The sequence below is a fragment of the Mycobacterium sp. NGS27 genome (genome assembly GCF_059813005.1).
Window position 1 is genome coordinate 207,073 of sequence record NZ_JCALDT010000007.1, and the last position, 17,071, is coordinate 224,143.

Consider the following 17,071-nt stretch of genomic DNA (forward strand, 5'->3'; position numbering starts at 1 on the left):
TCTGCGCCGCGTGGTCAATTGGCCGACAGGCTGGCCAGGGCGTATTCGCTGACCGCGATCAGGGCGTCGGTCGCCGACCGGCGGTCCCTGGCGTCGACGGTGATCACCGGGATGTGCGTCGGCAGGGTCAGCGCCTCGCGCACTTCCGCGACCGGGTAGCGCGGAGCGCCGTCGAACTCGTTGACCGCGACGAGGAACGGCAGGTTGCGGTGCTCGAAGAAATCGACGGCGGCGAAGCTGTCCTGCAGGCGGCGGCAGTCGACCAGCACCACCGCGCCGATCGCGCCGCGCACCAGGTCGTCCCACATGAACCAGAAGCGGCGCTGCCCCGGCGTGCCGAACAGATAGAGCACCAGGTCTTCGGCCAGCGTGATGCGGCCGAAATCCATTGCGACGGTGGTGGTCCGTTTGTCGGGCGTGGCCTCGAGCGCGTCGACGCCGGTCGAGGCGTCGGTGAGCATCGCCTCGGTGCGCAGCGGCATGATCTCCGACACGGCCCCGACGAAGGTGGTCTTGCCGGCGCCGAATCCGCCGGCGATCACGATCTTCGTCGACGCGTGGGCGCCGGCATCGCGCTGCGCCTCAGAGTGCGCGTAAGCCACGCAGTGTCCTCCCTATGAGTTCGTGGCGCTCATCTCTGGTCGAACGCTCCGACAACGTCTTGTGCACTCGAACGTAGCCGGACAGCACCAGATCGCCGACCAAGACGCGCGCGACACCCAGCGGAAGATCCAGCCGGGCCGAGATTTCGGCGACCGACGGGCTGTCGACGCACAGTTGGATGATTCTGCCTCGCGGGTCGTTGGGCGGCCACCGGTGCGCCAGCCCGGGCTGCAGCGATTCGATCGGCGCCTCGAGGGGAAGGTCGACGTTGGTGTCGGTGCGCCCCGACGTCAAGGTGTACGGACGGACCAGGTTCCCCTTGCGGTGCGCCGGCCAGGTCTCCGAACTATCCATCGGGGCTCACGAGTGCTGCTGCACGGCCGACCGGCGGGTCGACTGGACGACGCCGCCCACCCGCTCGACCAGGACCGCCATCTCGTAGCCGATCTGACCGATGTCGCACGACGCCACCGCGAGCGTCGCCAGGTGCGAGCCGTCCCCGACGCGCATCAGCAGCAGGTAGCCGTTCTGCATTTCGACCACCGACTGCAGCACTTGCCCGCCTTCGAACAGCTGCGCGGCGCCGGTGGCCAGGCTGGCCAGCCCGGAGGCCACGGCCGCGAGCTGGTCGGCGCGTTCCCGCGGGAGATGCTCGCTGGCGGCGATGGGCAGCCCGTCGACGGATACCAGCAGCGCGTGCGCGACGCCGGGGACCTCGCGGGCGAACCTGGTCACCAGCCAGTCCAGGGAGTTGTCCGATGACGTCATCGTTGGTCGGATCCTTGGTCGGTCTCACGGGCGTGCGAGCGTCCGGTGCGTACGCCACCGAAATGGCTGCTGAACGAGGCGCGAACCGCCTCGGGGTCCCGGGCGAAGGGACCGGTGGCCGCGTGCTGCGGCTCCCGGTGCGACCGGCCGTTCACGCCCTCGTCGGGCTCGGCCGGCTCGTCTTGTTCGGCGCCGTTGGCGTTCCCGGGCACCAGCCGGGCGCCCGGCGTGCGCACCGGCAGGCCGTGGTCGGTGGTGTGCGCCTCGACGGGTTTCTCGTCGGCCGCGGCCGCCAGCGTCCAGCCGCGGTCCCAGACGGACTGCCAATCCAGGTCGGGGCTGTTGACCAGGTCGTGTGGGTCGCCCAGCATCTCCGACAGCATCCGCCGGTAGATGACGTCGTCGTCGGCGGGACTCGCCTGGGCCTTCGGGGCCGACGGGATGGACGAGACCGGGTCCGGTCGCGCCGGCTGGTATGGCCGGGACTCCGTACGACTGTCGGCCTCGCGGGAGCGGGCGGAGAAGAACGCCGAGGTGTCCGACGCGGCCCGGGCCGGCTGCACCGGCGCCGGCTTGGGTTCCGGCTCGGGAGCCGGCGTGGGCGTCGGTTTCGGCGTCTTCTCCCACCAGGGGGTCGCCAGCTCGCGACGTTGGCGGCCGGGCTGCGGTTCGGCGGGCGGGGCGGGAACTTCGGTGATGCCGCTGGAACCCGGGTTGCGGCGCGGCAGCAAGGTGACCGACGGCCCGGACGCGTCCGGGGCGGTGCGCGCCGCCGGCTCCTGCGGGCCGTCGTCCCGCCCGGTGTCATCCGTCGGGGCGGCGTTCGCTCCGGCCGGCTTTGCGCTCGGCGAGGAGACCGCGCGGATGTGGCGGGGCGGCGCCGCCTCGGCGACCGCCAGGCCGGCGAGCACCGTCGGCGGCAGGTAGATCTCGGCGGTGGTGCCCGACCCCGATTCGTTGGCCGCGGGGCCGCGCAGCCCCACCCGAATGCCGTGCCGGGCCGCGATCCGGCCGACCACGAAGAGACCCATGTGCCGGGCGTTGTCGGGGCTGACATCGCCGCCGGCCTGCAGTCGCATGTTCGCCATGCGCCGGTCGGCGTCGTTCATCCCCAGGCCGGCGTCGGCGATCCGCACCACGACTCCCCCGTCGCCGCCGCGCGACGCCGAGACCCGGGCCGAGGTCGTCGGCGGCGAGTAGCGCAGGGCGTTGTCGATCAGCTCGGCGAACAGATGGATGGCACCACCGGCGGCCGCGCCGACCAGCGCACAGTCGGGCATCCCGGCGAGTTCGACGCGGCGGTAATCCTCGACCTCGGACACCGCGGCGTTGATGACAGTGGCCAGCGGCACGGGGTCGCGCTGGTCGCGGGCGAGCTGCGCGCCGGCCAGCACCAGCAGGTTGGCGCTGTTGCGGCGCAGCCGCGCCGCCAGGTGGTCGAGCCGGAAGAGGCTGTCGAGGCGATCGGGATTCTCCTCGTTGCGCTCCAGCCGGTCGATGAGCGCCAGCTGCTGGTCCACCAGCGTGCGGTTGCGCCGCGACATGGTCTCGAACATGTCGTTGACCAGCAGCCGCAACCGCGCCTCGTCGCCGGCCAGCAGCAGGGCCTGGGTGTGCAACTCGTCGACCGCGTGCGCGACCTGGCCGATCTCCTCGGTGGTGTACACCGGCAGTGGGCTCGGAACCGGTTCGGCCCCACCGGCTTTCACGCTCGCGATCTCCTCTTCGAGGTCGGTGTGGGCGACTTTGAGGGCGCCGTCGCGCAGGATGCGCAGCGGCCGCACCAGCGCGCGCGCCACCAGCAGCACGACCACCAGCGCGATCACGATGGCGGCCAGCACCAGGACGGCGTCGGTGATCGCGGCCGAGCGACGCTCGGCGGCCTGGGCGTGCACCGACCTGGTCACCGACCCCGTGGAATCCTTGATGACCTGATCGGCGATGTCGTCGGTGGTCTGGATCGACCGCAGCAGATCGGCGTTGTCGACCAGCACGCTGGCCGGATCGGACATGATCGCCATCCGGCTCACCATCTGCTGTTGCAGCGTCTTGGCCTCGGGCGACCCGGCGCCGAGCACTTCGCTCATGCCGAACAGCGTCGACGGCTCGGTGCCCGCCAGGGTGATCATCGACGTCCGCAACTGCGGCTCGGGAAGCTCGGCCCCGCGGGTGATCAGGATTTTCTGCATCGTCATCTGCCCGCGGGCGCCGACGGCCCGGCTCAGGCCCTGCGCCTGGGCGCGGATCTTTTCGTCGTCGACGCGGACCGAGGCGTTGATGACGTCTTCGGCCGTCAACAGGATCGGCGCGTAGAGCGTCACCCGCTCCCGCAAACCGAGGCTGGGGTCGGCCGCCTTGTTCACCAGCATCTGACCGCCGTCGAGCAGGTTGCTGATTCCTGAGCTGACGTCGGCGCTGACGTTGGTCTCGTCGAGCCTGGCCTGCAATTCGTACTTGCGCGCCTCGTAGTTCTTCTTGGCGCCCTCGAGGTCGCGTCCGGTGGAACTGGCCACCAGCGCGACGTCGAGCGCCGACATGTACTTGGTGATCACCGGCACCACGTCGGCGCGGCTGGCCGCCAGCCGCAGGCCGGCGGCGTTGGCCATCGCGCCGTGAATGCGCAGCGCCCCGAACACCGTCGCCAACACCAGCGGGACCAGCACGATCGCCAGCACCTTCCAGCGCACCGGCCAGTTGCTCAACGACCAGGTCGGCGGGCGTTTGGCCGGCGCGGCCCCGGCGCCGCGGTTGGGTGCGGGCTCTACGCCTTCCGCCTCGGCCGGGTTTGCCGGGCGGGTGAACATGGTCATGTCATCGCGGCCGCGCGAGCGGCCGCTGCGCTGACACTGAGCGCTGAAGGAAACGAGAGGCTCATGAAACTTCCTGCTTTATTTGGCCCGCCCCGCGCCAAATACGCGTGTGCGTGTAGGTGTGGCAATCCGACGAGTATGACAGCCCGCGGCGCATGCCACCAGAATCGTTACTGAGCAGACAGGCCCCTCCAAGGTGGCGCCGCACCCGCGCGGCCGCCCCTGGCAAACACTCCGAGCGCGACGGCCTAGGCGGGCCGAAGGAGCGCAACGAGGAAATCGGAGTCGTCGGTGAACGGCCGCATGTCCCACGTCGACAGCAGCAGATCGGGTGCGAAGCCGGCGTCGGCCGCGTCGTTGAGAAAGTCGGCGAACTCGTATTCGCGGTAGGCGCCGAAGCCGATCGCCGCGCGGCCGTCGCCGGCGACGTGGGCCCGCAGCCGGCTCAGCACCTGGACCCGGGTGCTCGGGGCGAGGAACGTCATGACGTTGCCGGCGGACACGATGACATCGAAAGGTTCGGCGATGCCGCGCGCAGGCAGGTCCAGCTCGGCGAGGTCGCCGACCAGCCAGCGCGGGCCGGGGTAGTCCTGTTCGGCCGCCTCGATCAGCGCCGGGTCCACGTCCACACCGACCACGTCGTGACCGGCCTTGGCCAGATACCCGCCCAGGCGCCCGGGACCGCAGCCGGCGTCGAGAATCCGCGCTGCGCGCGGCGCCATGGCGTCCACGAAGCGGGCCTCGCCGGCCAGGTCGTCGCCGGCGCGCGCCATGGCACGGAAACGCTCGATGTACCACTGCGAATGCCCCGGATCGGCAGCGACCTTCTGCATCCAGATGCTCGGCTCGACCATGCGACCATTATTCCGTTGTGTTCAAGCTGATGTTTCACTCGCCGCGGATCCCGCCCAATACCGGCAACGCCATCCGGACGGTGGCGGCGACGGGCTGCGAGTTGCATCTGGTCGAGCCGATGGGATTCGACCTGTCCGAACCCAAGCTGCGCCGGGCGGGCCTGGACTACCACGACCTCGCCTCGGTCACCGTGCACGCGTCGCTGGCTGCCGCCTGGGCGGCGCTGTCACCGCAGCGGGTGTTCGCGTTCACCTCGCACGCGCCGACCTCGTTCGCCGACGTGCGCTACCGGGCCGGCGACGTGCTGATGTTCGGCCCCGAACCCACCGGGCTGGACGCCGCGACGCTGGCCGACCCGCACATCACGGCGCAGGTGCGCATCCCGATGCTGGCGGGCCGGCGCTCGCTGAACCTGTCCAACGCCGCGGCGATCGCCGTCTACGAAGCCTGGCGGCAGCACGGCTACGCCGGCGCGGTGTGATCACCAGGCATTCCAGTGCGTGAGCTGTTCGGCGGGCAGCCGCTTGGCCGGGCGGAAGTCGGTGCCCTTGGTGTAGGCGATGGGAAACAGCCCGCCCTGGCTGTACTTGTCGTGCGGGATGCCGAGCACGTCCGCGACCTGCTGTTCACCGCCACCGAGCAGGTGCAGCGTCGTCCAGCAGGAGCCTAATCCCCGAGACCGCAGCGCCAAGCAGAAGCTCCACACCGCCGGAAACAGCGACGCCCAGAACGAGACGCCGCCCAGCGGCTGCTTCTCCTCTCGGCCGAAGATGCAGGGGATCATCAGCACCGGCGCCTGGTGCATGTGCTCGGCGAGGTAGGTCGCGGAGTCGCGGACCTTGTCCATACGCTCCCCCCGGGTGTCCCCCTCGCCGTAGTCGGGAGCGGGCGACGCGAGGTAGGCCCGCGCGTTCTTCAGGTAGACGTCGGCGATCGCCTTCTTCTTGTCCGCGTCCTCGACGAACACCCATTGCCAGCCCTGCGAATTGGAGCCGGTCGGCGCCTGCAGCGCCAGTTCCAGGCATTCCATCAGCACGTCGCGGCCGACCGGCTTGTCGAAGTCGAGGCGTTTGCGGACCGAGCGGGTGGTGGTGAGGACTTCGTCGACGGACAGGTTGAGGGTCATGTGTTTGGAGGCTACATAGGCGGCCTCGTCCGCCGAACGTGCACTCACGGCGACGATTCGGCGAATTTTCCGCCCTGGGTGCACGCTCGGCGGGCCGGTCACCGGAAGTCGCGGGACTTCGAGCCGACCGCCAGGGTGATGCGGCCCAGCCGCTCGGCGACGACGGTGATCGCGCCGCTGGCGTTTTGGACCTGACCGCGCACCAGCAGCGCCGGTGCCGAGTTCGCCAGCTTGCGATGCCGTGCCCAAACCCACGGCGCGCAGAGCACGTTGACCATCCCGGTCTCGTCCTCGAGGTTGATGAACGTGACCCCCTGCGCCGTGCCGGGCCGCTGCCGATGGGTGACCGCGCCGGCGATCAGCACCCGGTCGCCGTCGGGCACCGAGCCCAGCTTCTCGGCCGGCACCACCCCCATCGCGTCCAGATCGGCCCGCAGAAACTGCGTCGGATAACTGTCCGGGGAGACACCGGTGGCCCACACGTCGGCGGCGGCCAGTTCCAGCTCGCTCATCCCGGGCAGCGCCGGGATGTGCGACGACGATCCCACGCCGGGCAGCCGACCCGGCCGCTGGGTGGCCGCGGCCCCGGCCGCCCACAGCGCCTCGCGGCGAGACATGTCGAAGCAGGCAAAAGCCCCCGCCGTCGCCAGCGCCTCGGTCTGTGGCACCGAAAGCTGCAACCGGGTCGTCAGGTCCAGCAGAGAAGCGAACGGGCCGTTGGCCTTTCGCTCCTCGACGAGTTGCCCGGCCAGGTCGTCGCCGATATGGCGGACCGCACCCAGCCCCAGCCGCACCTCCAGCCCGGCATTTTCCAACGTGGCGTGCGCCAGGCTGGCGTTGACGTCCGGGCCGTGCACCGTCACGCCGTGCCGGCGCGCATCGGCCACCAGCGATTGCGGCGAGTAGAACCCCATCGGCTGGGCGCGCAGCAGCGCCGCGCAGAACGCCGCCGGGTGGTGCAGCTTGAACCACGACGAGTAGAAGACCAGCGACGCGAAGCTCAGCGCATGGCTTTCGGGAAAGCCGAAATTGGCGAAGGCCTCCAGCTTTTCGTAGGTGCGGTCGATCACCTCGTCCGCGGCGCCGTGCAACTCGCGCATGCCCTCGTAGAACCGGCCGCGCAGCCGTCGCATGCGTTCGGTCGAGCGCTTGGACCCCATGGCCCGGCGCAGCTGATCGGCCTCGGCGGCCGAGAAGCCGGCGCAGTCGACCGCGAGCTGCATCAGCTGCTCCTGAAAGAGCGGCACCCCCAGCGTCTTTCGCAGGGCCGGCTCCATCGACGGGTGGTCGTAGACCACCGGGGCCTGCCCGTTGCGCCGCCGGATGTAGGGATGCACCGACCCGCCCTGAATAGGGCCGGGGCGGATCAGCGCGACCTCCACCACCAGGTCGTAGAACACCCGCGGCTTCAGCCGCGGCAGCGTGGCCATCTGCGCGCGCGACTCCACCTGGAACACGCCGACCGAATCGGCGCGGGCCAGCATCTCGTACACCGCAGGCTCGGAGAGGTCGAGGCGGGCCAGGTCCACCTCGATCCCCTTGTGCTCGGCCACCAGGTCGATGGCATAGTGCAGCGCCGAGAGCATCCCCAACCCGAGCAGGTCGAACTTCACTAAACCGATTGCCGCACAGTCGTCTTTGTCCCACTGCAGGACGCTGCGGTTCTCCATGCGCGCCCACTCCACCGGGCACACGTCGGCGATCGGGCGGTCACAGATCACCATGCCGCCGGAATGAATGCCCATGTGCCGCGGCAGGTTCCGGATCTGGTTGGCCAGGTCGACCACCGGTTCGGGGATGCCGTCGACATCGGGTGAGTCGGCCAACCCGTTCCAGTGGCTGATCTGCTTGCTCCACGCGTCCTGCTGACCCTGCGAAAAACCAAGGGCGCGAGCCATATCGCGCACCGCGATCTTTCCCCGGTAGGTGATGACGTTGGCGACCTGGGCGGCGTAGTCGCGGCCGTACTTGTCGTAGACGTACTGGATGACCTTTTCGCGCTGATCGGACTCGATGTCCATGTCGATGTCGGGCGGCCCGTCGCGGGCCGGCGACAGAAAGCGCTCGAACAGCAGCTCGTTGGCCACCGGGTCGACGGCGGTGACACCGAGGGCGTAACAGACCGCGGAGTTGGCGGCCGATCCCCGGCCCTGGCACAGGATGTTGTTCTCCCGGCAGAACCGGGCGATGTCGTGCACCACCAGGAAATAGCCCGGAAACGTCAGCTGGGCAATGACTTTGAGTTCGTGTTCGATCTGGGCGTATGCGCGCGGCGCGCGCTCGGCCGACCCGTAGCGGTCGCGCGCCCCCGCCATGGTCAGCTGCCGCAGCCAACTGTCCTCGGTGTGCCCGGCGGGCACGTCGAACGGCGGCAGCTGCGGCGCGATGAGCGCCAGCCCGAACGCGCACTGCTCGCCCAGCTCGGCGGCCGCGGTCACCGGGTCAGGGCCCCCAAAGGGCACATGCGCGAACAGCCGGGCCATCTCCTCACCGGAGCGCAGGTTCGAACCACCCAGCGGGGCCAGCCACCCGGCGGCCGAATCCAGGGATTCCCGCGCCCGGATGGCGCCCATCGCCATGGCCAGCCGGCGTCGCGACGGCCCCGCGAAATGCGCGCCGGTGGTGGCGACGACGCCGACACCGAAGCGCGGGGCCAGTGCGGCCAGCGCCGCGTTGCGTTCGTCGTCGAGCGGTTGACCGTGATGAGTCAGCTCGACGCTGACCCGGTGAGCCCCGAACCGATCCACCAGGTCGGCCAGCGCCCGCTCCGCCGCCGATGGGCCGCCCTCGGAAAGCGCTTGGCGGACATGCCCTTTGCGACAGCCCGTCAGGATGTGCCAGTGGCCGCCTGCGGCCTCGGTCAGCGCGTCGAAATGATAACGGGGCTTGCCCTTCTCGCCGCCGGCCAGATGGGCCGCGGCCAGTTGCCGCGACAACCGCCGGTAACCCTCGGCGCCGCGGGCCAGCACCAGCAGGTGCGGGCCGGGCGGGTCCGGCTGCTCGGTGCGGGCGCCCGGGCCCAGCGACAGTTCGGCGCCGAACACGGTGCGCATGTCGAGCTCGGCCGCCGCTTCGGCGAACCGCACCGCCCCGTACAGGCCGTCGTGGTCGGTGAGCGCCAGGGCGCGCAGGTCAAGCCGGGCCGCCTCCTCGACAAGCTCCTCGGGTGTGCTGGCCCCGTCCAGGAAGCTGTACGCCGAATGCGCATGCAGCTCGGCATAAGCGACGGACGAGCGGGACGCCCGGCCGTCATCCGGCGGCTGATACGTCGCGCGCCTGCGCGACAGCGGGCCGTCGGATTCCGGGCCCGCCGACTCCCCGGCATGGCGCGGCTTGCTGTCGAGCACCCGCTCCATTTCCGCCCAGCTCGGCGGTCCGTTGAACCAGCCCACGCCGCGAGTATATCGAAAGTATGTTCGATTACCGAGTCCTGGAAGGGTTGAGGAATGACCGCCACGATCGACCCGCGCCGCCACGATGCGGTGCTGTTCGACACCGAGTCCGCGCTGGGCTCCGCGCTGGCCGCACAGCTGCGCGAGATCGGGGTGGGCGCCGCCGTCATTTCGGCGGACGGTCCGGTGCAGGCCGCCGACGGTCTGCGGGTACGCCCAGGCCGCTGCGTCGTGGTCGCCGGGGATGCCGCGGGGGTCGAGGCCGCGCGTGCCGCCGGCTTCGCGTTGGTGATCGGCGTCGACCCGGCCGGGAACGGCGGCGCGTTACGCGAGGCCGACGCGGTGGTCGCCGATCTGGGCGATGTGACCGTGCGGACCGGCGGCCGCCGGATGTCGCAGCTGCCCGACGCGTCGCAGGCCCTGGCCGATGGGCTGGCCGACCGGCGACCGGCGGTGTTCTTCGACTTCGACGGAACCCTGTCCGACATCGTCGACGACCCGGACTCGGCGCGGCCCGTCGCCGGGGCCACCGAGGCGCTGGAAAAACTGGCCGCTCGCTGCCCCGTCGCGGTGCTGTCCGGCCGCGATCTCGCCGACGTCACGAAACGCGTTGGCGTGCCTGGCGTCTGGTATGCCGGCAGCCACGGTTTCGAGCTGACCGCCCCCGACGGCACGCACCACCAGAACGACGACGCGGCCGCCGCTATCCCGGTGCTCGAGCAGGCGGCCGCTCAGCTGCGCGACCAGCTCGGCGCGATCGCCGGTGTTGCGGTGGAGCACAAGCGATTCGGGGTGGCCGTGCATTACCGCAACGCCGAGCGCGACCGCGTCGGCGAGGTGCTGGCGGCGGTGCGCGCGGCGGGTCGCCGCGACGAGCTTCGGGTGACCACCGGCCGCGAGGTCATCGAGCTGCGCCCAGACCTGGACTGGGACAAGGGAAAAACGCTGCGCTGGGTGATCGATCACCTGCACGAGGCCGGGTCGGGTTCGCTGACGCCTGTCTACCTCGGCGACGACATCACCGACGAGGACGCGTTCGACGCGGTGCGCGCCGATGGCGTGCCGATCCTGGTGCGCCACGGCGACGACGGCGACCGCGCCACCGCGGCGCTGTTCGCTCTGGACAGCCCCGCCCGGGCGGGCGAGTTCACCGACCGGCTGGCCGATCAGCTCCAAAATCTCCAGCGCTAGGCGTATTCCACGGCGCCGTCGTCGAGCACCACCCGGGTGTCGGCCCCGTCCGGGCCGGAAGCCTCGGTGCGGAACACGGCCTTGCCCGGCTCGGTGCGCCAGATCAGCGTGGTCAGCGTCTCGCCGGGGAACACCGGCGAGGTGAACCGCGACGCGATCGAGGTGACGTTGGCCGCGACACCCCCGCCCAACTCGGACACCAGCGCTCGACCCGATACCCCGTAGGTGCACAGCCCGTGCAGGATCGGCTTGGGGAAGCCGGCCAGCTCCCGGGCGAACCACGGGTCGCTGTGCAGCGGGTTGCGGTCACCGGAGAGCCGGTAGATCAGCGCCTGGTCCTCGCGGGTGGGCAGCGGGATGCGGGCGTCGGGCTCGCGGTCCGGGAATTCCGGCGCGACGGGCCGCTGCCCCGGCATGCCCCCGAAACCGCCCTCACCGCGGATGACCAGGGTGGTGAGCGTCTCGGCGATCAGCTGCCCGGAATCCGGCTCGGTGCCCCGGCCGCGCAACACCAGGATCGCGTTCTTGCCCTCGCCCTTGTCCTGGATGTCGGCGACCTCGGACACGACCGAGAGCTTGCCCGCGGGCGGCAGCGGCGCATGCAGCCGGATGCTTTGGGATCCGTGTAACAGCATGGCCCAGTTGAACTTTCCGACCAAACCGGCCGCGCCGAAGGCCGGGCAGCAGATGACCGCGTACGTGGGCAGCACCTGCTGGTCGATGTCGTGGCTGTTCTCGGTGGTGAAAGGCAGGTCCTCGACCCCGGCGCCGACACCGAGCGCGTAGAGCAGCGTGTCCCGGTCGGTCCATTCGAACTGCATGGGCTCGGTGACCGCGCCGACGGCACTCGGATCAATCGCCATGAATGTCTCCTGATCGTTGGTAGGGATCCTGAAGTCCACTCTGGCATCCGGCGGAATCGCGGCGCTACTGTAGGCCGCGCGGTAACAAACCAGCGCAAACCCTTCCCACCGGAGGCGTCGGCAGGGCAGGCTATCGACATGCCCAAGCGCAGCATGATCCGGAAAGCCGCGGTGACGCTCGCCGCGCTCACCGCCACGATGATCGTCGCCGGCTGCGGTGGTTCGCCGCAGGCGCGGTCCATCACCGTCACGTTCATCCGGCACGCCCAGTCCGAGGCCAACGCCGCCGGCATCATCGACACCGAGGTGCCTGGCCCGGGCCTGACCCCGGAGGGCAAGGCGCAGGCCGAACAGCTCGCGCACCAACTGGGCCATAAGGACTACGACAGCGTCTACGCCTCCACGATGACCCGGGCTCAGCAAACCGCCGCTCCGCTGGCTGCCGAGCTCGGCAAGCAGGTGGAGGTCCTGCCCGGCCTCCAGGAGATCAACGCCGGCTGGTACAACGGCAAGCCCGAGTCGATGTCGAAGTCGACGTACATGCTGGCGCCGGTGGACTGGATCAACGGCGACGTCTCGAACAGCATCCCCGGCTCGGTCAGCGGCAAGGAATTCAACGACCAGTTCACCGGGGCCGTCAACAAGATCTACAACAGCGGCCACCGCAACCCGGTGGTGTTCTCGCACCGGAACTCCATCATGGTGTGGACGCTGCTGAACGTGAAGAACGCCAAGGACAGCCTGATGGACAGCCACCCGATTCCCAATACCGGTCGCGTGGTGATCAGCGGTAATCCGATGAACGGCTGGACGCTGGTCGACTGGGACGGGATCCGCGACTTCCGCAACTAGCGCTGCGCGCTGAACATCACAGTTGACGTGCGCGGCCGTCACCGCCACCATGTCTTCATGCGGTATGTCGTTACCGGCGGTACCGGGTTTATTGGTCGCCGTGTGGTGTCTCGTCTTCTGGAATCACGTCCCGACGCGCAGGTGTTCGTGCTGGTGCGACGGCAGTCGCTGGGCCGCTTCGAGCGGCTCGCCGAACACTGGGGCGAGCGGGTGAAACCGCTGGTCGCCGGGCTACCGGAGCTGGAGCTGAGCGACGAGGTCGTTGCCGAGCTGGGCCGGATCGATCACGTGGTGCACTGCGCGGCGATCTATGACATCACCGCCGGCGAGCCCGAGCAGCGGGCCAGCAACGTCGAGGGCACCCGCGCGGTGATCGGGCTGGCGCAGCGGCTGGACGCGACCTTGCACCATGTGTCGTCGATCGCGGTGGCCGGCGATTTCGCCGGCGAATACACCGAGGACGATTTCGACGTCGGCCAGCAACTGCCGACGCCGTACCACCAGACCAAGTTCGAGGCCGAGCTGCTGGTGCGCTCGGCGCCCGGACTGCGTCATCGCATCTACCGCCCGGCGGTGGTGGTCGGCGATTCGCGCACCGGCGAGATGGACAAGGTGGACGGGCCGTACTACTTCTTCGGCGTGCTGGCCAAGCTGGCCGTGCTCCCGTCGTTGACCCCGATGCTGCTGCCCGACACCGGCCGCACCAACATCGTCCCGGTCGACTACGTCGTCGACGCGCTGGTCGCGTTGATGCATGCCGACGGCCGTGACGGACAGACGTTCCACCTGACCGCCGAGAAAACGATTGGCCTGCGCGGCATCTACCGCGGCGTGGCCAAGGCGGCCGGGCTGCCGCCGCTGCGCGGTTCACTCCCCCGCGCGGTGGCCGCTCCGGTGCTCAAGGTGCGCGGACGCGCCAGAGTCGTGCGCAACATGGCGGCCACCCAGCTCGGCATTCCCGCCGAGGTGCTCGACGTCGTAGACCTGGCCCCCACCTTCGTCAGCGAGAAGACACGAAATGCCTTGCGGGGCAGTGGCATAGACGTTCCGGAGTTCTCCAGCTACGCGCCCAAGCTGTGGCGGTACTGGGCGGAGCACCTGGATCCGGACCGTGCGCGCCGCGACGATCCGCACGAACCGTTGCGGGGCCGCCACGTCATCGTCACCGGCGCGTCCAGCGGCATCGGCCGGGCGGCGGCCCTCGCGATCGCCGAGCGGGGCGCAACCGTTTTCGCGCTCGCCCGCAGCGGTGAGGCGCTGGATTCGCTGGTCGCCGAGATCCGCGCCAATGGTGGTGCCGCCCATGCCTTTACCTGCGATGTCACCGATTCCGCGTCGGTGGAACACACGGTCAAAGACATCCTGGGGCGCTTCGACCACGTCGACTACCTGGTGAACAACGCCGGACGGTCGATCCGCCGCTCGGTGGTCAACTCGACCGACCGGCTGCACGATTACGAGCGGGTGATGGCGGTCAACTACTTCGGCGCGGTGCGGATGGTGCTCGCGCTGTTACCGCATTGGCGCGAGCGGCGATTCGGTCACATCGTCAACGTGTCGAGCGCCGGCGTGCAGGCGCGCAATCCCAAGTACAGCTCCTACCTGCCGTCGAAGGCCGCGCTGGACGCGTTCTCCGACGTGGTGGGTTCGGAGGTGCTGTCCGACCACATCACCTTCACCAACATCCACATGCCGCTGGTGCGCACCCCGATGATCGTGCCGTCACACCGGCTCAACCCGGTGCCGGCGATCAGCCCCGAGCGTGCGGCGGCGATGGTGGTGCGCGGCCTGGTGGAAAAGCCTGCCCGCATCGACACCCCGCTGGGCACGCTCGCCGAGGCCGGCAATTACTTCGCGCCGAGGACCTCGCGACGGGTGCTGCACCAGCTCTACCTCGGCTATCCCGATTCGGCCGCGGCGCGCGGGTTGACCGCCGAACCCGCGCCGACGCCCGCTCCGCGGACCGCGCGGCGCAAGCCCAGCCGGCCCGTGCGCGCCGTCGCCCGGGGCATCCGGACACCCCGCCCAGTCAAGCGGCTGGTCCGCCTGGTGCCCGGCGTGCACTGGTGATCATTTCTCCAGCGTGAACTGGTTGACGTCGATGTATCCGATCCGGAACGCGTCGGCGCAACCGGTCAGGTATTTCATGTACCGCTCGTAGACTTCCTCGGACTGCACCGCGATGGCCTCGTCCTTGTGGGCCTGTAGTCCGGCGGCCCAGATGTCGAGCGTCTTGGCGTAGTGCGGCTGCAGCGACTGCACGCGACTCACGGTGAAGCCGTTCGCAGTGGCGCGTTCTTCCACCATCGGTATCGACGGCAGCCGCCCGCCCGGAAAGATCTCGGTGACAATGAATTTGATGAACCGGGCGAACGTGAACGAGATGGGCATGCCGCGTTCGGCCATCTCCTTCGGATGCAGCCCGGTGATGGTGTGCAGCAGCATCACCCCGTCGTCGGGCAGCAGGTCATGCGCCAGGGTGAAGAACGCGTCGTAGCGCTCGTGCCCGAAGTGCTCGAAGGCGCCGATGCTGACGATCCGGTCAACCGGCTCGTCGAACTGCTCCCAGCCTTTCAGCAGGACCCGCGCCGAACGAGGGCTACCGGACTGGGCGATCAGCCGTTCGACGTGTTCGGCCTGGTTGCGGCTCAGGGTGACGCCGACGACGTTGACGTCGTACTTTTCCACCGCGCGCATCATCGTGGCGCCCCAACCGCAGCCGACGTCGAGCAACGTCATGCCCGGCTGCAGGCCGAGTTTGCCGAGCGCGAGGTCGATCTTGGCGATCTGCGCTTCTTCCAGCGTCATGTCGTCGCGCTCGAAGTAGGCGCAGCTGTAGGTCTGGGTCGGATCTAGAAACAGCCGAAAGAACTCGTCCGACAGGTCGTAGTGGGCCTGCACATCGTCGAAGTGCGGCGTGAGATCAGTCCCCTCGGGGGGCTCCGACGTGGTTGGCATCGTGCCAGCCTAGCCCCGGTATCTTGGAAGCAATGAACTCGCCCGTTTTCGTCGACGTCGATACCGGCGTGGACGATGCGCTGGCGCTGATGTACCTGTTCGCCAGCCCGGACGCCGAAGTGGTCGGTATCGCCTCGACCGGGGGAAACGTTGGGGTAAAGCAGGTTTGCGAAAACAACCTGGGCCTGCTGGAGCTGTGTAAACGCACCGGGATCCCGGTTTCCAAGGGTTACGAGCAGACCCTGACCGGCCCGATGCGGCTGCCGTCAAAAGTCCACGGCCCCAGGGGATTGGGCTACGCCGACCTGCCGCCGGGGTCGGGCCGGCTCACCGGCTACGACTCGGCCGGCGCCTGGGTGCGCGCGGCGCGCGCGGATCCCGGCGAGCTCATCGGCGTGGCGACCGGGCCGCTGACCAACCTCGCGCTGGCACTGCGCGCCGAACCCGAGTTGCCGGCGCTGCTCAAGCGGCTGGTGATCATGGGCGGTTCCTACGATCACCGGGGCAACACCACCGCTGTGGCGGAGTGGAACATCAGCGTCGACCCCGAGGCGGCGGCCGAGGTGCTGGCCGCCTGGTGCCCGGAAGTCGTTGGGCAACAGCGGCTTCCGATTCTGTGCGGCCTTGATCTGACGCGCAAGGTGGCGATGACGCCCGATCACCTGGCGCGCCTGGCGGCGGTCGCGGAGTCGACGACGACGCTGCTGAGCGAACATGACGCGCCGGGAACCCGGTCGAGCGCGTCCAACCCGCTGATTCGGGTGATCGAGGACGCGATGCGGTTCTACCTGGAGGCCTATCACGAACTCGGCCACGGGTATCGGGCACACCTGCACGATCCGTTGGCCGCGGCCGTCGCGCTGGATCCCGAACTGGTCAAGACGCGTCCGGCGACGGTGGACATCGAGCTGACCGGAACGCTGACCCGCGCCATGACGGTGACGGATTGGTCGAACCGTCGAGAACCCAACGCGCTCATCGGGATTGACGTGGACGCGGCGGCATTTTTCGATCGGTTCATCGAACGGGTGGGACTGTTCGCACGTGAAATAGGGGGTTTCTGAATGAAGATTCGTGCGATCGAGCTGATCCGGGCGGGGTGGGGCGCCGTGCTGCTGGCCGCCCCGGGCGAGGTGCTCGAGCACATCCACGGGGTGCGGGTGGACCGCAAGGCGCTCGTCGTCACCCGGATCCTGGGCGCACGCCACCTGACTCAGGCGGCGCTGTCGGGGGTCAATCCCGGCCCGGAGGTGCTGGCGGCGGGGGTTTGGGTCGACACCGTGCACTCGGCGACGGCGCTCGGCCTGGCCGTGGTCGACCGGCGCCGCGCTCGCGGAGGGGTGACCGACGCCGTCGTCGCGGCGTCGTGGGCGGTCCTGGGCTGGCGCCACCTGCGCGCCGGCAAAGCCAGGACCGACGGTGTGCACAGCCGCGACCGGCTGGCCCGCGCCGTGGTGGGCGCGCTGCCCGGCGGTCGAGGGCTGATGGCGCGGGCGCAAGCGGTCCGCGCGCAATAACGCCGGGTGAGCTGCGGTATCCGCAAAGCGAAAGGCGGCCGTCCAACGTTTCCGCCGTTGGGGGCAATGACGCATTGTGTTTTCATGTTTGGTGGGGAGGGGGGTCGACGTGACGCGTCGGCGGCCCTGAAAGTGA

15 protein-coding genes are annotated in these 17,071 nt (G+C 69.6%); 6 read left to right on the forward strand and 9 right to left on the reverse strand.

Annotated elements, in window-relative coordinates:
• Positions 1-14: 14 nt before the first annotated feature.
• From AC5Y30_RS20030 to AC5Y30_RS20050, 5 genes are all read right to left on the reverse strand, one after another.
• Positions 15-602 carry a GTP-binding protein gene (locus tag AC5Y30_RS20030; RefSeq protein ID WP_499920505.1) on the reverse strand — a complete coding sequence of 196 codons (588 nt, stop codon included), beginning with the start codon at positions 600-602 and terminating at the stop codon, positions 15-17.
• Positions 583-957 carry a DUF742 domain-containing protein gene (locus tag AC5Y30_RS20035; RefSeq protein WP_499920507.1) on the reverse strand — a complete coding sequence of 125 codons (375 nt, stop codon included), beginning with the start codon at positions 955-957 and terminating at the stop codon, positions 583-585. The genes AC5Y30_RS20030 and AC5Y30_RS20035 overlap by 20 nt, the downstream gene beginning before the upstream one ends.
• Before the next feature lie 6 nt (positions 958-963).
• Positions 964-1,371 carry a serine protease inhibitor gene (locus AC5Y30_RS20040; protein WP_065057133.1) on the reverse strand — a complete coding sequence of 136 codons (408 nt, stop codon included), beginning with the start codon at positions 1,369-1,371 and terminating at the stop codon, positions 964-966.
• Positions 1,368-4,181, reverse strand: coding sequence for a sensor histidine kinase (locus AC5Y30_RS20045; protein ID WP_499920509.1), 2,814 nt, complete (start codon positions 4,179-4,181; stop codon positions 1,368-1,370). Before AC5Y30_RS20045 ends, AC5Y30_RS20040 begins: the two co-directional genes overlap by 4 nt.
• A 248-nt stretch (positions 4,182-4,429) precedes the next feature.
• Positions 4,430-5,035 carry a class I SAM-dependent methyltransferase gene (locus AC5Y30_RS20050; RefSeq protein WP_499920511.1) on the reverse strand — a complete coding sequence of 202 codons (606 nt, stop codon included), beginning with the start codon at positions 5,033-5,035 and terminating at the stop codon, positions 4,430-4,432.
• 17 nt (positions 5,036-5,052) lie between these two features.
• Here AC5Y30_RS20050 and AC5Y30_RS20055 point away from each other — a divergent pair, with 17 nt between their 5' ends.
• A complete protein-coding gene (locus tag AC5Y30_RS20055) occupies positions 5,053-5,517 on the forward strand; it encodes a tRNA (cytidine(34)-2'-O)-methyltransferase (RefSeq protein ID WP_499920513.1) in 465 nt (154 codons plus the stop codon).
• On the opposite strand, the gene AC5Y30_RS20060 is transcribed toward AC5Y30_RS20055, so the two are convergent.
• Positions 5,518-6,162 carry a nitroreductase family protein gene (locus AC5Y30_RS20060; RefSeq protein ID WP_499920764.1) on the reverse strand — a complete coding sequence of 215 codons (645 nt, stop codon included), beginning with the start codon at positions 6,160-6,162 and terminating at the stop codon, positions 5,518-5,520.
• Positions 6,163-6,260: 98 nt separating this feature from the next.
• Positions 6,261-9,554, reverse strand: coding sequence for an error-prone DNA polymerase (locus AC5Y30_RS20065; protein WP_499920515.1), 3,294 nt, complete (start codon positions 9,552-9,554; stop codon positions 6,261-6,263).
• Between the two features lie 54 nt (positions 9,555-9,608).
• On the opposite strand from AC5Y30_RS20065, the gene otsB reads away from it, so the two are divergent.
• A complete protein-coding gene (gene otsB, locus AC5Y30_RS20070) occupies positions 9,609-10,745 on the forward strand; it encodes a trehalose-phosphatase (protein WP_499920516.1) in 1,137 nt (378 codons plus the stop codon).
• Here otsB and AC5Y30_RS20075 read toward each other — a convergent pair.
• On the reverse strand, positions 10,742-11,608 hold the full coding sequence (locus tag AC5Y30_RS20075) for a MaoC family dehydratase (RefSeq protein ID WP_499920518.1): 867 nt from the start codon (positions 11,606-11,608) through the stop codon (positions 10,742-10,744). The genes otsB and AC5Y30_RS20075 overlap by 4 nt on opposite strands.
• A gap of 138 nt (positions 11,609-11,746) precedes the next feature.
• Between AC5Y30_RS20075 and AC5Y30_RS20080 the strand changes: the two genes are divergently transcribed.
• Both AC5Y30_RS20080 and AC5Y30_RS20085 read left to right on the forward strand, forming a co-directional pair.
• Positions 11,747-12,460, forward strand: a complete 714-nt coding sequence (locus AC5Y30_RS20080) for a histidine phosphatase family protein (RefSeq protein ID WP_499920520.1) — start codon at positions 11,747-11,749, stop codon at positions 12,458-12,460.
• A gap of 57 nt (positions 12,461-12,517) precedes the next feature.
• Positions 12,518-14,530, forward strand: coding sequence for an SDR family oxidoreductase (locus AC5Y30_RS20085; protein ID WP_499920522.1), 2,013 nt, complete (start codon positions 12,518-12,520; stop codon positions 14,528-14,530).
• Here AC5Y30_RS20085 and cmaA1 read toward each other — a convergent pair whose 3' ends face one another.
• A complete protein-coding gene (gene cmaA1, locus AC5Y30_RS20090) occupies positions 14,531-15,418 on the reverse strand; it encodes a cyclopropane mycolic acid synthase CmaA1 (protein WP_499920524.1) in 888 nt (295 codons plus the stop codon).
• A gap of 32 nt (positions 15,419-15,450) precedes the next feature.
• Here cmaA1 and AC5Y30_RS20095 point away from each other — a divergent pair, with 32 nt between their 5' ends.
• Positions 15,451-16,482: a nucleoside hydrolase gene (locus AC5Y30_RS20095; protein WP_499920526.1), complete on the forward strand. Its 1,032-nt coding sequence runs from the start codon at positions 15,451-15,453 to the stop codon at positions 16,480-16,482.
• On the forward strand, positions 16,483-16,935 hold the full coding sequence (locus AC5Y30_RS20100) for a hypothetical protein (RefSeq protein WP_499920528.1): 453 nt from the start codon (positions 16,483-16,485) through the stop codon (positions 16,933-16,935).
• The last annotated feature ends 136 nt before the right edge of the window (positions 16,936-17,071 follow it).